This is a genomic window from Vibrio sp. 10N.286.48.C11, from assembly GCF_041469805.1.
GTDB lineage: Bacteria > Pseudomonadota > Gammaproteobacteria > Enterobacterales > Vibrionaceae > Vibrio > Vibrio crassostreae_C.
Map to the genome: position 1 here is coordinate 55,693 of NZ_JBFRLK010000049.1, position 15,741 is coordinate 71,433.

The window sequence follows — 15,741 nt, forward strand, 5'->3', positions numbered from 1 at the left end:
TAACGAGCTGTTACCAGTAAACACTCTATTGTAGCGACAAGAAGCGCTCTCGTTGAATCATTAGCTGATCAATTCGAGCGTCGTAGCGTGCTTGTTTTAGGCTTCCTAATTCTGCGATTTGGCTTGCTTGCGTGTAGTACTGAATCGCTTTGTTCCAGTTGGCTTGCAGTGCCAAAATTTCTGCACGAGCAGCCAGTTCTTCGTCGCTATTCCCAAGGCTCGTATTTACTTTTGAAAGTAAGTGCCAGCCATTGGTGTCATTCGGGTTATCGTGCGTGTAACGCTGCAATACGCGAACCGCTTCTTGAAGATCTTCATTTTCAATCAGTGCGTTGGCGTAGTTAATGGTCAGAACCGGGTTGTTTGGTTGACGAACCAGTGCCGATTTAAGTTCTTTAATCGCAATCTCAGGCTGCTTCTTCTCGATGTGCAGATCCGAAATAGCATCTAGATAAAACAGGTTGGTTGGATCGCTGTTAATCAGCTTGTTCAGGATGGGCTCTGCTTTGTCTAATTTTTTAGAGTCTAGGTAAACCAGTGCTTGGCCATATTCTAATGACGGAACCAAAGCTTTAGGGGCTTTCTTTAGCTGACGCTCAAACCAATCAAGAGCAGCATCATTATTAATGCCAGCATAGCGCGCAACAATGCGGGCTCTTGCTAGGTGGTAGTCCAGAGAGGGAGCCAGTTTCAGTGGCGGGTAACTACGAGCACGAGCACGTGAATCGGTAATTCGGTCTTCTGGTAATGGGTGAGTCAGTAGCATTGGCGGTGGTGTGCTCGCATAGCGATATTCATCAGCTAAACGGCCAAAGAAACGTGGCATCGCATTCACATCAAACCCAGCTTTTGCTAGCGTGTTGATACCAAAGCGGTCGGCTTCTTTTTCATTACTACGGGTGTAGTTGATTTGGCTTTGCATATTACCCGCAGTCGTTGCCGTTAGGGCTGCAATGCCGGCTTCAGGAGCTGCAATTGCCAGTAATACAGAGGCTGCTAGCGCTGCAATGGTTGCTGGAGAGCGGCGCGCTTGGTCTTCCATACTACGCGCTAAGTGACGTTGGGTTACGTGCGCGATTTCGTGCGCTAATACAGAAGCTAATTCACTTTCAGATTGTGCATGCAGGAATAGACCTGAGTGCAAAGCAACATAACCACCAAAGAAAGCAAAGGCGTTGATGTTGCGGTCACGGATCATAAAGAACTGGAAAGGTGTCTTTACATCATTTGCGTTCGCGACCAGACGATGGCCAAGAGTATCAATATATAGATTTAGAACTGGGTCGTTTACGATAGGCTGGCTACTTCTGATGATGCGCATGTAGGCATCACCATAGATAAGCTCTTGGTCGATAGTGAGTGTGCCGCCAGCAGCGGTACCGATATCTGGTAGCTCCAAACTATTGGTATTCGCCATAGTTGGGGTGCTTAATGTAGCTGCGATGCATAAGCAAGCAATTGAGCGAGCGCGTTTAAACATATTAGTCAGTAATACTCCGTTTCTTCTGACAGTAAGACAAGTGCAATGGAAATTGGTTCTTTATCTGATTTAACCTTTGCCAAGTGCGTGCGCTATCATGAAGGAAGATGAATGAATGATGGCGCGTTTTCAAAAACAGATTACAATACGACCCTTATAATAAGCATCGAGCCCAAGAATGACACCTAATATTCTAGATTTACGCCAAGAGCGATGCCCAATGGCGTTATTATTAGCCAAGCGTCACAGTGTAAAGTTAGAAGTAGGCCAATCATTGTCAATTTATGTTTCTGATAACAGCTCGATGAAAGATATTGTTACTTTTTTGTCTAAGCAAGCTTATGTTGTCATGACAGAGGTTTGTTCTAATTACCACCATCTCCTCATCACTAAAAAGGAATCGCAGTCAGATGCTTGAAATGGTCAATCGTTGGTATAAACGACGTTTCTCTGATCCACATGCTGTCAGTTTGGTTGCCATCATTCTATTCGGCTTTATTACGATCTACTTCTTTGGTCATCTCATTGCGCCATTATTGGTTGCTATTGTTTTGGCTTACTTACTTGAGTGGCCCGTTACCCAACTTCAAAGACTTGGTGTGCCAAGAACACCATCGGTGATGTTGGTGATCATGATGTTCTTTAGCCTGATGCTGCTGGCACTGTTTGGTTTAGTACCAACGATTTGGGAGCAAGTGGGCAACCTTATTAATGATATTCCGAGCATGTATGGTAGTTTGCAAAAGTTCATTGCGACGATTCCCGAACGCTACCCTGAATTAGCCAACCTACAGATTGTTGAATCGATCATGTCTAACGCAAAGAACAAAGCGCTAGGTTTCGGTGAAAGTGTAGTGAAAGGTTCTTTAGCATCTCTTGTGAGTTTAGCGACACTTGCGGTTTACTTGATTCTTGTACCGCTTTTGATCTTCTTCTTGCTCAAGGATAAAGAAGAAATGATCAGCATGGCAAGTGGTGTATTACCTAAGAACCGCCGTCTAGCGACTAAGGTTTGGGTAGAGATGAACCAGCAAATCTCAAATTACATTCGCGGTAAAGTGTTAGAAATTCTAATTGTTGGTGGTGTCAGCTACGTAACCTTTGCGATTCTGGATCTGCGTTATTCAGTCTTGTTGGCTGTCGCGGTTGGCTTCTCGGTACTGATCCCTTATATCGGCGCGGCAGCTGTGACTGTTCCTGTGGCGATTGTAGGCCTGTTCCAGTGGGGATTAGAGCCTCAGTTTTACTGGTTGCTTCTCGCTTACGGTATTATCCAAGCGCTAGATGGTAACGTGCTCGTTCCTGTTCTTTTCTCTGAAGCGGTGAACCTGCACCCAGTGGCCATTATTGTTGCCGTGTTAGTGTTTGGTGGACTGTGGGGATTCTGGGGCGTGTTCTTTGCTATCCCGTTGGCAACGTTAGTTAAGGCGGTTTGGAATGCCTTACCGAGTCACGCATTAGACGATGACCCAGAACATCAAAAGTAATTGATCTTGTTATAGAAAAAGGCCGAACATCCATGATGTTCGGCCTTTTTGCTCTTAGCTTAATAATTAGCTTAATGAGTGTTGCTATTGCCTTAGAAAGTGATGAATCTAAGTCATTAACTCACTCAAATCGCCCTTAAGCTTCTTGATTGAAGTAATCTAGAACCACTTCGTGGTGAGTCTTAGTCTTGAACTTGTTGAAGACATGTTCAATCTGACCTTCTTCATCAATTAGGAAGCTAATACGGTGCAGACCGTCGTAGATTTTACCCATGAATTTTTTCTCGCCCCAAACGCCAAACTGTTCAGCAACGCTGTGGTCTTCATCAGATAGCAGGGTGAAGTTTAGAGATTTCTTCTCAACGAAGTTTGGTAGACGTTTTACTGGGTCAACACTCACACCTAGAACAACCACGTTTAGGTCATCAAGCTGTGTTTTGATATCACGCAGGCCTTCCGCTTGCACAATACAACCTGGAGTCATTGCTTTAGGGTAAAAATAGAAAAGTACTTTTTTACCTTTGAAGTCACCAAGAGATACGATATTGCCATCTTGATCTGGAAGAGAAAAAGCAGGTGCTGGAACACCAGCCGTTAGCGTATTCATGACATTTCCTTTTTAAAGACTGTTTTTGATAAAGTTGAGCGAGCCTTGGACTGATAGGCTCTGACACAGCGAATCGAATTCTTCTTGTAGCTGCATCAAATTACATTCTGATTGCACAGAAGCGGTAATAGAGATATGGAATTGGTCGTTGTCGAGTTGAACCTTAGATTTATTGATGGTTCGTGCACTTAACGAATCGAGGCCGATGTTTCGGTCTGCGAAGAACTGGGTAAACTGCTCAGTAAGTCCGATTTTATCGTCTGACTCAACGAACACCTCTACTGTGTAAGAGTTCTCAATAACATCATGAGTTGAGGTTCGCTTCATAATCGTAATCAAGTCGTGCTCTTGTCCAAGCAAGGGCAAGGTGGTTTCAACGCGGGTAATGTTGTTTGCCTTTCCAGACAGCAGCATGATAAGCGTAAATTCTTCGCCAAACAGGGCGATACGGCTATCAATAATGTTACAGCCTGATTGGGTGACTAAATGAACCACTTGGTTGCATACACCTGGGCGATCAGTGCCCACAGCTGTGATTACTAGATGTTGAGTCATAAAATCACGTCTCTTTATATTCCATTGATTCATGCATGTTAGCACAGTTAGCTCGTGGAATAAGCGTGCGTGCGGGGCTTTTTATGTGCGACCTTGCTTCGAACATGCAACCAATGATAAGAATATCGAGCGCGTTAAAAAATGAGATAGAGCGATGAGAGCACAGCTTACTTGTTACTGACATCCAGTGATGTGCTATCCGCTAGATTGAGTGCAGGTTACCCAAATTCTAGGTAGAACGCCGTTAGAAGTCGTTTTACCTCAAACATACGACAATATTTAATGCAGATGTTGCCGGTAAGCCACTTTAATGTCTTGTGTTTATTGATTGGCTTACAGTAACATGCAAAAAGAATAAATTAAGGGAGATAGACATGTTTTCAGGAAGTATCGTTGCGCTAGTTACGCCATTTAATACAGATGGTGAAGTGGATTTCGACAGCCTTAAAAAGTTAGTTGAGCACCATATTGCTGCAGGTAGTGATGGTCTGGTTGCGGTTGGCACAACAGGTGAGTCTTCAACACTCACTATTGAAGAGCATGTCAAAGTCGTCAACAAGATCGTTGAATTTGCTGATGGTCGTATTCCCGTTATCGCTGGTACAGGTGCAAATGCAACTCATGAATCTGTTCTATTCAGCCGTTTGTTGAATGGTTCTGGTATTGCTGGTTGCCTGAGCGTAACGCCTTACTACAACAAACCGACTCAAGAAGGTTTGTACCAACACTACAAAGCGATTGCTGAAGTCAGTGACGTTCCACAAATTCTATACAATGTTCCAGGTCGTACTGCGGTAGACTTGTTGCCAGAAACGGTTGCTCGTCTTGCTGAGATCGAAAACATCGTTGCACTGAAAGATGCGACGGGTGATCTCGACAGAATTGCAATTCACCGTGAACTTTGTGGCGAAGACTTTATCTTACTAAGTGGTGATGACTTAACAGGCCTAGAATTTGTTAAGCGTGGTGGCGATGGCGTGATCTCTGTAACGAACAATGTTGCAGCCGCTGATATGGCAACCATGTTCAAGCTAGCAAAAGAAGGTAAGTTTGAAGAAGCGGAAGCGATCAATGAGCGTTTGATGCCTCTACATAAGAATTTGTTCGTTGAGTCTAACCCTATTCCCGTAAAATGGGCGGTTCATAAAATGGGTCTGATTGCTGAAGGTGGCTTACGTCTACCGCTGACTGAACTGTCAGAGCCAGCTCAACCTGTTGTTGCTCAAGCAATGACTGAAGCGTGCATTTACTAAAACGTATGAAGTGATGCCGAAGCGAACCTTCGGCATTTAGGAGTATAAATGAAGTATTCTCACCAGCTAGTGATTGGGTCACTGGCTGTTTTCGTTCTTACAGCATGTTCTGGCAACCCGACTCAACGTCGCCAAGCCAAAGATGATTTCGAATACTTAGAAACACCTGAGTTTTCACAATGGCAATTGCCTGTAGATGCTCAGCCTCAGTTCTACCCAAATTTTGACATCCCAAGCGGTGAATTCAGTGGTGGTACTGGTCGTGAAGTGGATATTCGTCCACCGCAACAGGTTCTTGAACTGATCCCGGGTGCTCGTGCTGAGCGTCAAAACGGTGAAGTGACACTATGGCTTCTTCGCGCAGAAGAGGCAGACCGCGTGTGGCAAACGGCTGTAGATATGCTGGCTCAACGTGGTATTGGTATTCGTGAGCAATCAGAGAATGAGATTGAGACCGATTGGGTAACTTGGGTTTCTGAAGATGAAGACGTAGAGATTGGTAGTCGTTACTCTATCTCTCGCTTCCAAGCAAACAACCGTCATGGCTTCAAGATTAATCTGATTGATTGGCGTGAAGGTACTGAAGAGAAAACAGTAACGGCAACCAATAAAGAGCGTTACAACGCGTTCCTGACCAACCTAGTTATGGCTAAGTACGATGAAAACCTTCGTGCTGAAGCGGCGCTGAAAGCGCAAGAGTTGGTGAAGCGTATTCCAATTTCAATGGGTGCTGACCGTAGTGGTTTCCCTGTGATTATTGCTCGTACGCCATACAATGTATTCTGGCAGCGTCTGCCTAACTTGTTGCCTGAAATGGGCTTTGAGCTTGAAGAACGCAATCAATCTCAGGGTACGGTGAAGGCGAAGTACGCAGCACCAGATGATGAGTTCTGGGAAGAAATTGGCCTACAGCCTATCGACTTAGCGCCAGGCACTTACAACTTCCTATTTGGTGACCTTGGCAACCGTACGTCAATCAACGTAACGGATGCATCAGGTAAGCCAGTAGAAGAAGAGCTGCTTAAGTCTATGGTTCCGGTATTAGCGCATATTGCTGACCAAACCAAAGATGACAAAGAAGCGAAAGCTGAGTAGTCATTCAAGCCGTCACAAGCTGAGTTAAATCAGCCTTGTGATTAGCAAAAGCAAATAAAAAAGAGGACACACTGTGTCCTCTTTTTTATTGTATTCGTTGTCATCAGGCTACATTGGTCAATCAAAATTGGTCAATCAAGCTGATTAGCCAAAGCAAAAGGCTATGCGTCTTTATTGTCTTTGGATTCTTCTTTTTCAGCTTTCTCTTGGTTAAGTTTATCCGAGCGATTGAGCTTATCTAAATCTCGCTCAGTTTTACCACGCCCCGTCAGATCCATATTGGCTGTCTGTTTGAGCGCTGCGATGTTACCCACAACAACGCTAACTACGATGATGATGATAACCCAAGGGTTTGTAAGCCACTCCAACATAAGCGCTCCTAATGACTGATATTCGCTACGAAGCGTGCATAGATCTCGTCTAGCTGCTCCATAATAATCTCATACCCTAATACTGGCTTAGATTGGAGTTGCTTGCCAAGTAAAGTCGGAGATAACTGTGATAAACACGACTCCGATACTTTGCGATGGCTGATATGCCATGGTTCGATCGCCACACCACCCAAATCTTGGCTGTAAGGAAAGAAGAAACCAAATTGTGCAGCATGAACTGATAGCCATTGGTAAAACGATTGCTGGTGGCCAGTAAGGTATTCCCATGGTTCTAATTGCAGATGTATGCCTTCAGGTAAGTGGTTACGAGCAAAGACATCGAAGTCACAACCCCAATGATGACGACTCGCGCCGGGAAGCGCAGACCATCTCAGGATAGCCGATAGCTTTTGTTGTTCGGTCAGTTTTGAAGCATCAAGAGGTTGGCTTTCTGAATCTAATATCGGAGCTTCGCCAGAAAACTTACGGTTCCAAATCAGAGATTGCCTTTCATAGTCGCGAAAGCCACTGGCAATCTCCATTTTAAAACCAGCGAGCTGAGCAGCTTCAATCAAATTATTCAGGTCATTCTTAACCTCACTGTGGACCAAGAAGGTCTTGGTGCCGATCAGGCTAGGCTCTAGATGAGAATCTGATTGTCCGGTAAGCTGCTCTGGTGTCATAACGAGTCTCTCAATAATTGGATGCTATGAATCGCTGATGAAAGACTATTTAGCGAATAGGTTCACTAATGTTCTTTCGTACATGTCAGTTAGCTTTTCTAAATCGGCTACCTTCACGCATTCGTTAACCTTGTGAATCGTTGCATTCACAGGGCCTAGTTCAACCACTTGTCCGCCCATACGTGCAATAAAGCGACCATCAGATGTACCGCCAGTCGTTAGCAGTGCTGGTTTCACATCATTGACGTGACCCACTGCATCAACAATAGCATCAAGCAGTGAACCTGCGTCTGTTAAGAACGGGTCGCCATTGAATGTCCATCTTAGGTCGTATTCGAAATCATACTTGTCGAGTGTCGTTGTGATGCGCTCAACGATGATGTCGTTGCTTAACTCTGTACTAAAGCGTAGGTTAAACTGAACATTAAACTCACCAGGGATCACGTTTGAAGCACCAGTACCCGCACTCACATTTGGAATTTGGAAACTGGTTGGCGGGAAGTAATCATTACCTTTATCCCACTCAGTTGTTGCTAGCTCATTAATAGCAAGCAGAGAGCTGTGTACTGGGTTGTTTGCTAGGTGAGGGTAGGCAACATGACCTTGTGTGCCTTTAATCGTTAGGTCGCCAGTGATAGAGCCACGACGGCCGTTCTTCACGACATCACCCACGAACTCAGTGCTCGATGGTTCACCAACGATACACATATCGATGTTTTCACCGCGCGCCATTAATGCTTCAACAACACGTACAGTACCGTTGATGAAAGGACCTTCCTCATCTGAAGTGATCAGGAAACCAATTGAGCCTGTGTGGTCTGGGTGTTTGGCAATGAACTGCTCGACGGCAACAATCATTGAAGCCAGAGAGCCTTTCATATCAGCAGCGCCACGGCCATGTAGGAAACCGTCTACGATAGTCGGTTCGAATGGCTTAGTGTTCCACTGTTCGATTGGGCCTGCAGGTACCACATCAGTGTGACCAGCAAAAGCAAACAGAGGCGCTTCAGTACCACGACGAGCCCAGAAGTTGGTCGTATCTTCAAATACCATCACTTCGATTTTAAAACCGAGTGCTTTTAAGCGTTCAATCATCAGGTCTTGGCAGCCTGCATCTTCTGGTGTTACCGATTGACGGCTGATTAGGTCTTTTGCCAGAGCCAAAGTTGGGCTATCTGTCATCCTTGAATTCCTTGTTTAAATAAAACGTCTAGTCATTAATTTTTAGGCGCTGATTCACTGATCAACGTCCTGTTGTCTGTCTATGTAAATACAACGATCTAAGCAAAAATAGCCGCGTATTGGTCGGCTTTAAATCCGATGTGAAGCTTACCCTCAACTTTTAAGATTGGGCGCTTGATCATTGCAGGTTGTTCAACAAGCAAAGTCACCGCTTTTTCTTCTGTTAGGGTGTCTTTCTGTTCTTGAGAAAGTTGGCGATAAGTCGTACCACGTTTGTTTAGCACAAGCTCCCAACCTAGCTCAGAGCAGAAGCTTGTTACTAGCTCTTCTGTGATGCCTTGTTTGCGATAATCGTGAAATTCGAACTCGATACCTTCAGCTTCGAGCCATTTCTTTGCTTTTTTAATGGTGTCGCAATTTGGGATACCAAACATGGTGATAGTCATTATTCTTCCTTTGAGTGATTTTATTTCATTGTTATGAGTTGAATCCTATCAGGAAGCAGCAACTCAGACAAAATAGAGTGATGAATATTTCATAGAGTGAAAAAAAAGCGTAAGAAAATGTCACTATTGGAGACTTATTGATCAGCCTCAACATGTTGTCAGCGAAAAAAGAAATAATTGAGCTGCACATATATAGGAGGTGTCAATGGAGTTGAGTCCTGTTTTTGCAAGGCGGCTATATTTAGCATTGTTAGTGGAAAGCCTTGATAGGCCAAATGTGCCTAAACTCATCGAAAAAACGGGGTGGCCTCGTCGTACTATTCAAGATGTACTCAAGGCGTTACCGGGGATCGGTATCGAACTTATGTTTGTTCAAGATGGGCGACGTCATAATGATGGCTATTACCAGTTATCCGACTGGGGGCCATTTGACAGTCAATGGGTTATCCAGCGTAAAGGCGATATAGCAACAAGCCTTGGATTTAGTGCATAAGCCAGCGAAAGCTGGCTTTCTTTTGGGTGTCATAAAATCAAAGCATATCGATATGCCGCTTTAGTTGCTTACTCGCACAGGTAGGCGGTACCAAGCATAGTCACGGAAGTGCTGAAATCTTGGGGTAGGGTAAAGATGACGGTGTCTGCGCCTAGCTCAATGGCATTCGATTTAAGCTCATTCATCGCACCTTGAATCAGGGTGTCATTGGGAAAGAACAAGTAGCTGTACCAATGACCTTCGCTGCCAGTGATTTCCCCTTTATACTCACACTGCTCGATGTTAATCAGGCCGTGGTAATCAATTTGTACCTTGTCCGCTTTACTATGAGGCGTTGATGTGGGTTTGGTACACCCGAGTAACATGCCACTCATAGCCAAAGCGACTAATTCCTTTTTCATACGTTTACCCTGCTATTGCATCAAATAAATCGCGAAGCCTACCCAGCTTGCGAACAGTAGTAACCACGGCAGTTTAGTGGCGTGATTTGATGGTGTTTCAACACTTGTTTCGATCGTGTCTTCTTGGTGTTGATTAGCTTGTTGAGTCTGTTTTTCTTTCTGTACGCGCTTCTTCGCTTTATCGGCTTGGCGGCTGCGTTCTTTTTGCTGTTTCTTGTACAGTGCGATGCCTTTCTCGATCCCCTGAGCAATCAGTTTAGTTTGTTCTTTGGTTTGAGCTGGCTTTTGAGTCGCTTTGGCTATCTTCAGTGCTTCCTGTTGAGATTCAACAGAGGGCGTATTAGTTTTGTTTTTCATACTGAGTTCGACAATTAAAACGGATTGGCTACTAAGATAACGCAAAGCTAGTTAAGTATGAATGATTTGCGTTAAAGTGTTGGTTTGAAAATAAGTGAAAGTGAGATTTGTGCGGTACTCCATAGAACAATACGACAAGCACGGCTTTTTGAAAGCTCCAATCTTGCTCTGGCTAGGTTGGTTGTTTCTTGCGAAAGCCTTGGTCGTTTTCATTGTTGCAGGCGCAAGCCGAGAATCGGGAACCGATATTCTTGAGATAATCTACCCAGACCATCAGATGTTTTATGTCGGGATCGCGTTGAGTGTGCCTAGTTTGCTGCTGATGTGGTTATTTGGGCTAAGATCGCCAGATAGAAAGCGCCTTAACAAAGTCGTGTCATGGGGACGTTGGGTTACCATGATGGCTATCTTGGCACAGGGCTCCCATACGATTTATTTAATCTATTTGGATAACGGATGGTTCCGTTGGTCAAATGGCATCACCCTATTGTTGCTGCTGTGGTTAGCGCTTTATCTAACCAATAGCCATGCTGCAAGGGATTGCTTTAAAGTGGTTGAGCTCGAAGACTGATTCTCATCAAAACATTTGTCCCATTCACAATTATACTTAGAAGCTAAAACTGGAAGGAATAATCTATGCTTAATGTTTCAAATGAGCAGCCTAACGTTCAAAGTGCTATTTTGCCTGAAGCTGGGCCTTTCGCGCTTTACGTTCAACTTAAAGTGAACGCTAATACGGCTAATGTACTAGCAGAAATTCAAAAGCTTCCGACTCTAATCGACGAACTAAACCAAACTCAGCCTGATGCGAACTTAACGGCATCGGTTGCGTTCTCAAAAGCTTTTTGGGATAGGTTCGAGCAAGCAGCGCCCGCTGATTTGATCGACTTCCCTGTGCTGGGTGAAGGTGATATCACCGCGCCGAGCACACTGTCTGATGTTCTGATTCACTGTCATTCAAACCGACATGATCTGCACTTCTTTATCTTGCGTAAATTGCTATCTGAAGTAGCAGTTGATGTTGAAGTGGTTGATGAAACTTATGGTTACCGCTTCCTAGACTCTCGTGACATGACAGACTTTGTTGATGGCACTGAAAACCCGAAAGACGCACAACGTGCTGAAGTTGCTATTGTGCCTGAGGGTGAATTCGCTGGTGGTAGTTATGTGATGGTGCAGCGTTTTGTGCACAATCTGCCAGCTTGGAATCGCTTGAATGTGTCGGCACAAGAGAAAGTGATTGGCCGAACTAAACCTGATTCAATTGAGTTAGATGATGTTCCTGCGGCGTCTCACGTTGGCCGTGTGGATATCAAAGAAGAAGGCAAGGGGCTTAAGATTGTTCGCCACAGTCTACCTTACGGTACTGCTACGGGCGACCACGGCTTATTGTTCATTGCTTACTGTAACGTTCGTCATAACTTCGATGCGATGTTAGAGAGCATGTACGGCGCAACAGATGGCAAAACAGACCAACTGCTTCGCTTTACCAAAGCAGTGACTGGCGCTTACTACTTTGCACCTTCAACTGACATGTTGAGTGTATTAACGATTAAGTAAATCACCTCATCTGCAGCAAAGAAAGGGAGCCTCAGGGCTCCTTTTTTATTAAAGCTTTATATGAACTGGTCGATATAAGAGCAATCGTGAGTTTTATTCATCTTTTTGTAAGCGAAGGTCTATGGCTATAACTGTCAATACGAATGTCTCGGCGTTAGTGGCTCAGAGAAACCTCTCTAACGCTAATAACATGCTGAACCAATCTTTGGAGCGCTTAGCTTCAGGGAGCCGTATTAATAGTGCAAAAGACGATGCGGCTGGCTTACAGATCTCAAATCGATTAGAAGCACAGATGAGTGGCATTGATGTTGCTGTTCGAAATGCTAACGACGGTATCTCCATTATGCAGACTGCAGAAGGGGCGATGAATGAAACCACTAATATCATGCAGCGCATGCGAGACTTATCCCTACAAGCGAGTAACGGCTCGAATAGTTCATCGGAACGAATCGCTATTCAAGAAGAAGTCACCGCGTTAAATGACGAGCTGAATCGAATTGCCGAAACCACTTCATTCGGTGGTAAAAAACTCCTTAACGGCAGTTTTGGGCACACCTCGTTTCAAATCGGCGGCAGTTCGGGCGAAGCTGTGCAGATTGGTTTGAAAAGCATGCGTACTGATGACATCAACATGGGCGGCTTTAGCTACGTTGCTAATGGCATGGCCAGTGATTCATGGGAAGTGAAATCAAACCAGAATGATATGACGATGTCGTTTACCGATCGTTTTGGTCAGCCACAAGAGATCACCATCAACGCGAAAGCGGGCGATGATATCGAAGAGTTGGCGACTTACATTAATGGTCAAACGGATCTCTTATCGGCTTCTGTTAATGATGACGGACAACTTCAGATTTATATGTCAGGTGAAGATACCGCGGGTACCATCTCTTTTTCAGGTTCATTAGCCAGTGAGCTTTCGATGTCAGCGGGCTATTACGAGTCAGTTAATGACATCAATGTAACGGATGTGGGTGGTGCTCAGCGCGCCGTCTCTATTTTGGATACGGCGATGAAGTATGTCGATAGCCATCGCTCTGAATTAGGGGCAATGCAAAACCGCTTTGATCATGCCATTAACAATCTTGAAAACGTTCATGAGAATTTGGCGACATCAAACAGTCGAATCAAAGATACCGACTACGCCAAAGAAACCACTCAAATGCTCAAGCAACAAATACTGCAGCAAGTGAGCACAACGATACTCGCTCAAGCCAAGCAAGCGCCGAATCTAGCTTTAACGTTATTAGGTTAATGAATTACCTACAATCTTATAAAAGCATTTCAGCTTGGCCGGTGCTTTTTGGCGAATAAAAATACAATTTCTCACTCGACTGACTTCCCGGCAACTTTAGCGATTTTCTCATCTTTTTTCGATAATTTTACGACCAGTCACGCTTTCTTCTGTTTTACCGCTATTTCTTTAAATTTGTTGTTTTTTTCCTAAAGGTTTCGCCAATCACGCCGTTATTAAAAGTAACTTAGAGATAACTACTTGGTTTTCCGAGACGTCGGAAACCGCTATACCGGAAAATCAATTGGAGAAGTCACCATGGCAGTGAATGTAAATACAAACGTTTCAGCGATGACAGCGCAACGTTACCTAAACAATGCAAACAGCGCACAACAAACATCAATGGAGCGTCTAGCTTCTGGCTCAAAAATCAACAGCGCAAAAGATGACGCTGCGGGTCTACAAATCTCGAACCGTTTGAACGTTCAAAGTCGTGGCCTTGATGTTGCTGTACGTAACGCGAACGACGGTATCTCAATTGCACAAACTGCTGAAGGTGCAATGAACGAGACGACTAACATCCTGCAACGTATGCGTGATTTGTCTCTACAATCTTCAAACGGCTCAAACTCAAAATCTGAGCGTGTAGCGATTCAAGAAGAAGTAACAGCGCTGAACGACGAACTGAACCGTATCGCGGAAACGACGTCTTTTGGTGGTAACAAGCTGCTTAACGGTACTCACGGTACTAAATCATTCCAAATCGGTGCGGATAACGGTGAAGCGGTAATGCTTCAACTGAAAGACATGCGCTCTGATAACGCTCAGATGGGTGGTAAGAGCTACCAAACTGAGAACGCTAAAGACAAAGACTGGAACGTACAAGCGGGCTCTAACGACCTAAAATTGTCGTTCACTGACAACTTTGGTCAAGCACAAGAAATCGACATCAGCGCAAAAGCGGGTGACGACATCGAAGAGCTAGCGACTTACATCAACGGTCAGCAAGATTCTGTTAAAGCGTCTGTGACTGAAGACGGCAAGCTACAAATGTTCACTGGTAACAACAAAGTGAGCGGCGACGTGTCTTTCTCTGGTGGTCTTGCTGGTGAGCTAGGCATTCAAGCGGGTAAAGACGTAACCGTTGATACTATCGACGTAACGTCTGTTGGCGGCGCACAAGAGTCTGTAGCAGTAATCGATGCAGCACTTAAGTACGTAGACAGCCACCGTGCTGAGCTAGGTGCTTTCCAAAACCGTTTCGACCACGCTATCAGCAACTTAGACAACATTAACGAGAACGTTAACGCATCTAAGAGCCGTATTAAAGATACCGACTTCGCGAAAGAAACGACTCAGATGACTAAGTCTCAGATCCTTTCTCAAGCTTCAAGCTCGATTCTTGCTCAAGCGAAGCAAGCACCGAACTCGGCACTTAGCCTACTAGGTTAATCGATTGAAAAGCCACGTTGACCAATAGTGTTGACGTTAGGCTTCCACAAATTAGCTCGTGGTGAGAGATGAGCGCTAAACAGACCCAGCTTCGGCTGGGTTTTTTATTGCCTGAAATTTGGAGAAGAGAGGGGAATTGTGGTGTTGGTAGTTGATTGGAAAGCGAGATTCCCTATCACGTTCGTGCCTCACTGTAGGGAATGACGGGAGTTGGGTATTGGTGACTCTATAGCTAACTGTATAGAAGAGGTCTGTTTGAGTAACAATCACTCAGGCTTAAACCATAGTGTTTAATCGTCATCCCAGAATCGAACCGAGCGAGATGTCAGGGATCTCTGTTCGTGAGAGGCCCAAAGAAGAAGGGGATTTGTAGTTGTTAGGTATAAGGCCAAAGCGGCTGGTAATCTGGCATTAGAACTATATAGCAGGCACAAAAAACGCCACCCTTAGGTAGCGTTTTAATTAAAGCAGATAAGTAATCGAGATTACTTAGTTACTTTAAGAACTGGAGTTTCGCCAACAGTTACAGAACCAGAAAGCTTGTTCAGCTCTTTGATTTCGTCCATGTTAGAGATAACAACTGGAGTAAGCGTAGATTTTGCTTTCTCTTCTAGAAGCGCTAGGTCGAAAGTGATGATAGTGTCACCAGCTTTAACAGATTGACCTTCTTCAGCTACACGAGTGAAGCCTTCGCCTTTAAGTTCAACAGTATCGATACCGAAGTGAACGAAAAGCTCAACACCGTCGTCAGACTCGATAGAGAATGCGTGGTTAGTTTCGAAGATCTTACCGATAGTACCGTTAACTGGAGCTACCATTTTGTCGCCAGCTGGTTTGATCGCGATGCCGTCACCAACGATTTTTTCAGCGAAAACTACATCTGGCACATCTTCGATGTTTACGATTTCACCAGAAAGAGGTGCGATGATTTCGATTGCACCAGCATCAGCGCTGTCATCAGATACAAGCTTTTTCAGTTTGTCAAACAGACCCATTGTGTCATGCTCCTAACGTTTAGTTTTATTCTGTAGAATATACTATACCAATCTAACAAATTAGACGACTATTTTTAGCCGTCTAACGTT

At 44.6% G+C, this 15,741-nt stretch carries 19 protein-coding genes; 9 read left to right on the forward strand and 10 right to left on the reverse strand.

Going from position 1 to position 15,741, the window contains the following annotated elements:
• Positions 1-25: 25 nt before the first annotated feature.
• The gene (locus AB4209_RS14030; protein ID WP_017060710.1) at positions 26-1,480 is read right to left on the reverse strand and encodes a M48 family metallopeptidase; all 1,455 of its coding nucleotides are present in this window, start codon (positions 1,478-1,480) and stop codon (positions 26-28) included.
• A gap of 178 nt (positions 1,481-1,658) precedes the next feature.
• Between AB4209_RS14030 and AB4209_RS14035 the strand changes: the two genes are divergently transcribed.
• Both AB4209_RS14035 and AB4209_RS14040 read left to right on the forward strand, forming a co-directional pair.
• Entirely contained in the window at positions 1,659-1,898 is a 240-nt protein-coding gene (locus AB4209_RS14035) for a sulfurtransferase TusA family protein (RefSeq protein ID WP_010436581.1), read from the forward strand.
• Positions 1,891-2,967, forward strand: coding sequence for an AI-2E family transporter (locus tag AB4209_RS14040; RefSeq protein WP_372056238.1), 1,077 nt, complete (start codon positions 1,891-1,893; stop codon positions 2,965-2,967). Before AB4209_RS14035 ends, AB4209_RS14040 begins: the two co-directional genes overlap by 8 nt.
• A 136-nt stretch (positions 2,968-3,103) precedes the next feature.
• Here AB4209_RS14040 and bcp read toward each other — a convergent pair whose 3' ends face one another.
• On the reverse strand, positions 3,104-3,574 hold the full coding sequence (gene bcp, locus AB4209_RS14045; protein ID WP_017060706.1) for a thioredoxin-dependent thiol peroxidase: 471 nt from the start codon (positions 3,572-3,574) through the stop codon (positions 3,104-3,106).
• A 12-nt stretch (positions 3,575-3,586) separates the two neighbouring features.
• On the reverse strand, positions 3,587-4,129 hold the full coding sequence (locus tag AB4209_RS14050; protein ID WP_017060705.1) for a glycine cleavage system protein R: 543 nt from the start codon (positions 4,127-4,129) through the stop codon (positions 3,587-3,589).
• A 374-nt stretch (positions 4,130-4,503) separates the two neighbouring features.
• Between AB4209_RS14050 and dapA the strand changes: the two genes are divergently transcribed.
• Both dapA and bamC read left to right on the forward strand, forming a co-directional pair.
• The gene (dapA, locus tag AB4209_RS14055) at positions 4,504-5,382 is read left to right on the forward strand and encodes a 4-hydroxy-tetrahydrodipicolinate synthase (protein ID WP_017060704.1); all 879 of its coding nucleotides are present in this window, start codon (positions 4,504-4,506) and stop codon (positions 5,380-5,382) included.
• A gap of 48 nt (positions 5,383-5,430) precedes the next feature.
• Positions 5,431-6,477, forward strand: coding sequence for an outer membrane protein assembly factor BamC (bamC, locus tag AB4209_RS14060; RefSeq protein WP_017060703.1), 1,047 nt, complete (start codon positions 5,431-5,433; stop codon positions 6,475-6,477).
• A 161-nt stretch (positions 6,478-6,638) separates the two neighbouring features.
• Here bamC and AB4209_RS14065 read toward each other — a convergent pair whose 3' ends face one another.
• The 4 genes from AB4209_RS14065 to AB4209_RS14080 form a co-directional block, all read right to left on the reverse strand.
• Positions 6,639-6,848 (reverse strand): DUF2897 family protein, encoded by a 210-nt coding sequence (locus tag AB4209_RS14065; protein ID WP_017060702.1) that lies wholly within the window; start codon positions 6,846-6,848, stop codon positions 6,639-6,641.
• A gap of 8 nt (positions 6,849-6,856) precedes the next feature.
• Complete coding sequence (locus tag AB4209_RS14070; protein WP_017063385.1) at positions 6,857-7,531, reverse strand: M15 family metallopeptidase; 675 nt, start codon at positions 7,529-7,531, stop codon at positions 6,857-6,859.
• 45 nt (positions 7,532-7,576) lie between these two features.
• On the reverse strand, positions 7,577-8,713 hold the full coding sequence (gene dapE / locus AB4209_RS14075; RefSeq protein WP_372056240.1) for a succinyl-diaminopimelate desuccinylase: 1,137 nt from the start codon (positions 8,711-8,713) through the stop codon (positions 7,577-7,579).
• Between the two features lie 98 nt (positions 8,714-8,811).
• On the reverse strand, positions 8,812-9,159 hold the full coding sequence (locus AB4209_RS14080) for an ArsC family reductase (protein WP_017060699.1): 348 nt from the start codon (positions 9,157-9,159) through the stop codon (positions 8,812-8,814).
• A 205-nt stretch (positions 9,160-9,364) separates the two neighbouring features.
• Here AB4209_RS14080 and AB4209_RS14085 point away from each other — a divergent pair, with 205 nt between their 5' ends.
• Positions 9,365-9,652 carry a helix-turn-helix domain-containing protein gene (locus AB4209_RS14085; RefSeq protein WP_004734273.1) on the forward strand — a complete coding sequence of 96 codons (288 nt, stop codon included), beginning with the start codon at positions 9,365-9,367 and terminating at the stop codon, positions 9,650-9,652.
• A gap of 68 nt (positions 9,653-9,720) precedes the next feature.
• Here AB4209_RS14085 and AB4209_RS14090 read toward each other — a convergent pair whose 3' ends face one another.
• Both AB4209_RS14090 and AB4209_RS14095 read right to left on the reverse strand, forming a co-directional pair.
• Positions 9,721-10,053 (reverse strand): DUF4156 domain-containing protein, encoded by a 333-nt coding sequence (locus AB4209_RS14090; RefSeq protein ID WP_372056242.1) that lies wholly within the window; start codon positions 10,051-10,053, stop codon positions 9,721-9,723.
• A gap of 12 nt (positions 10,054-10,065) precedes the next feature.
• On the reverse strand, positions 10,066-10,410 hold the full coding sequence (locus AB4209_RS14095; protein WP_017060697.1) for a DUF2956 domain-containing protein: 345 nt from the start codon (positions 10,408-10,410) through the stop codon (positions 10,066-10,068).
• A 109-nt stretch (positions 10,411-10,519) separates the two neighbouring features.
• Between AB4209_RS14095 and AB4209_RS14100 the strand changes: the two genes are divergently transcribed.
• From AB4209_RS14100 to AB4209_RS14115, 4 genes are all read left to right on the forward strand, one after another.
• Positions 10,520-10,981: a DUF2919 domain-containing protein gene (locus AB4209_RS14100; protein ID WP_017060696.1), complete on the forward strand. Its 462-nt coding sequence runs from the start codon at positions 10,520-10,522 to the stop codon at positions 10,979-10,981.
• A 65-nt stretch (positions 10,982-11,046) separates the two neighbouring features.
• Positions 11,047-11,970 carry a Dyp-type peroxidase gene (locus tag AB4209_RS14105; protein WP_372056244.1) on the forward strand — a complete coding sequence of 308 codons (924 nt, stop codon included), beginning with the start codon at positions 11,047-11,049 and terminating at the stop codon, positions 11,968-11,970.
• A 121-nt stretch (positions 11,971-12,091) separates the two neighbouring features.
• Entirely contained in the window at positions 12,092-13,225 is a 1,134-nt protein-coding gene (locus AB4209_RS14110) for a flagellin (protein ID WP_017063389.1), read from the forward strand.
• Positions 13,226-13,522: 297 nt separating this feature from the next.
• Complete coding sequence (locus AB4209_RS14115) at positions 13,523-14,656, forward strand: flagellin (RefSeq protein WP_372056246.1); 1,134 nt, start codon at positions 13,523-13,525, stop codon at positions 14,654-14,656.
• A gap of 485 nt (positions 14,657-15,141) precedes the next feature.
• Here the strand turns inward: AB4209_RS14115 and crr are convergent, their stop codons facing one another.
• The gene (gene crr / locus AB4209_RS14120) at positions 15,142-15,651 is read right to left on the reverse strand and encodes a PTS glucose transporter subunit IIA (RefSeq protein WP_004737851.1); all 510 of its coding nucleotides are present in this window, start codon (positions 15,649-15,651) and stop codon (positions 15,142-15,144) included.
• Positions 15,652-15,741: the final 90 nt, after the last annotated feature.

What these genes read in the sequence shown, in the direction of transcription:
- AB4209_RS14030 (WP_017060710.1), bottom strand. Translation starts at nt 1,480, where the DNA reads ATGTTTAAACGCGCTCGCTCAATTGCTTGCTTATGCATCGCAGCTACA.
- AB4209_RS14035 (WP_010436581.1), top strand. Translation starts at nt 1,659, where the DNA reads ATGACACCTAATATTCTAGATTTACGCCAAGAGCGATGCCCAATGGCG.
- AB4209_RS14040 (WP_372056238.1), top strand. Translation starts at nt 1,891, where the DNA reads ATGCTTGAAATGGTCAATCGTTGGTATAAACGACGTTTCTCTGATCCA.
- bcp (WP_017060706.1), bottom strand. Translation starts at nt 3,574, where the DNA reads ATGAATACGCTAACGGCTGGTGTTCCAGCACCTGCTTTTTCTCTTCCA.
- AB4209_RS14050 (WP_017060705.1), bottom strand. Translation starts at nt 4,129, where the DNA reads ATGACTCAACATCTAGTAATCACAGCTGTGGGCACTGATCGCCCAGGT.
- dapA (WP_017060704.1), top strand. Translation starts at nt 4,504, where the DNA reads ATGTTTTCAGGAAGTATCGTTGCGCTAGTTACGCCATTTAATACAGAT.
- bamC (WP_017060703.1), top strand. Translation starts at nt 5,431, where the DNA reads ATGAAGTATTCTCACCAGCTAGTGATTGGGTCACTGGCTGTTTTCGTT.
- AB4209_RS14065 (WP_017060702.1), bottom strand. Translation starts at nt 6,848, where the DNA reads ATGTTGGAGTGGCTTACAAACCCTTGGGTTATCATCATCATCGTAGTT.
- AB4209_RS14070 (WP_017063385.1), bottom strand. Translation starts at nt 7,531, where the DNA reads ATGACACCAGAGCAGCTTACCGGACAATCAGATTCTCATCTAGAGCCT.
- dapE (WP_372056240.1), bottom strand. Translation starts at nt 8,713, where the DNA reads ATGACAGATAGCCCAACTTTGGCTCTGGCAAAAGACCTAATCAGCCGT.
- AB4209_RS14080 (WP_017060699.1), bottom strand. Translation starts at nt 9,159, where the DNA reads ATGACTATCACCATGTTTGGTATCCCAAATTGCGACACCATTAAAAAA.
- AB4209_RS14085 (WP_004734273.1), top strand. Translation starts at nt 9,365, where the DNA reads ATGGAGTTGAGTCCTGTTTTTGCAAGGCGGCTATATTTAGCATTGTTA.
- AB4209_RS14090 (WP_372056242.1), bottom strand. Translation starts at nt 10,053, where the DNA reads ATGAAAAAGGAATTAGTCGCTTTGGCTATGAGTGGCATGTTACTCGGG.
- AB4209_RS14095 (WP_017060697.1), bottom strand. Translation starts at nt 10,410, where the DNA reads ATGAAAAACAAAACTAATACGCCCTCTGTTGAATCTCAACAGGAAGCA.
- AB4209_RS14105 (WP_372056244.1), top strand. Translation starts at nt 11,047, where the DNA reads ATGCTTAATGTTTCAAATGAGCAGCCTAACGTTCAAAGTGCTATTTTG.
- AB4209_RS14110 (WP_017063389.1), top strand. Translation starts at nt 12,092, where the DNA reads ATGGCTATAACTGTCAATACGAATGTCTCGGCGTTAGTGGCTCAGAGA.
- AB4209_RS14115 (WP_372056246.1), top strand. Translation starts at nt 13,523, where the DNA reads ATGGCAGTGAATGTAAATACAAACGTTTCAGCGATGACAGCGCAACGT.
- crr (WP_004737851.1), bottom strand. Translation starts at nt 15,651, where the DNA reads ATGGGTCTGTTTGACAAACTGAAAAAGCTTGTATCTGATGACAGCGCT.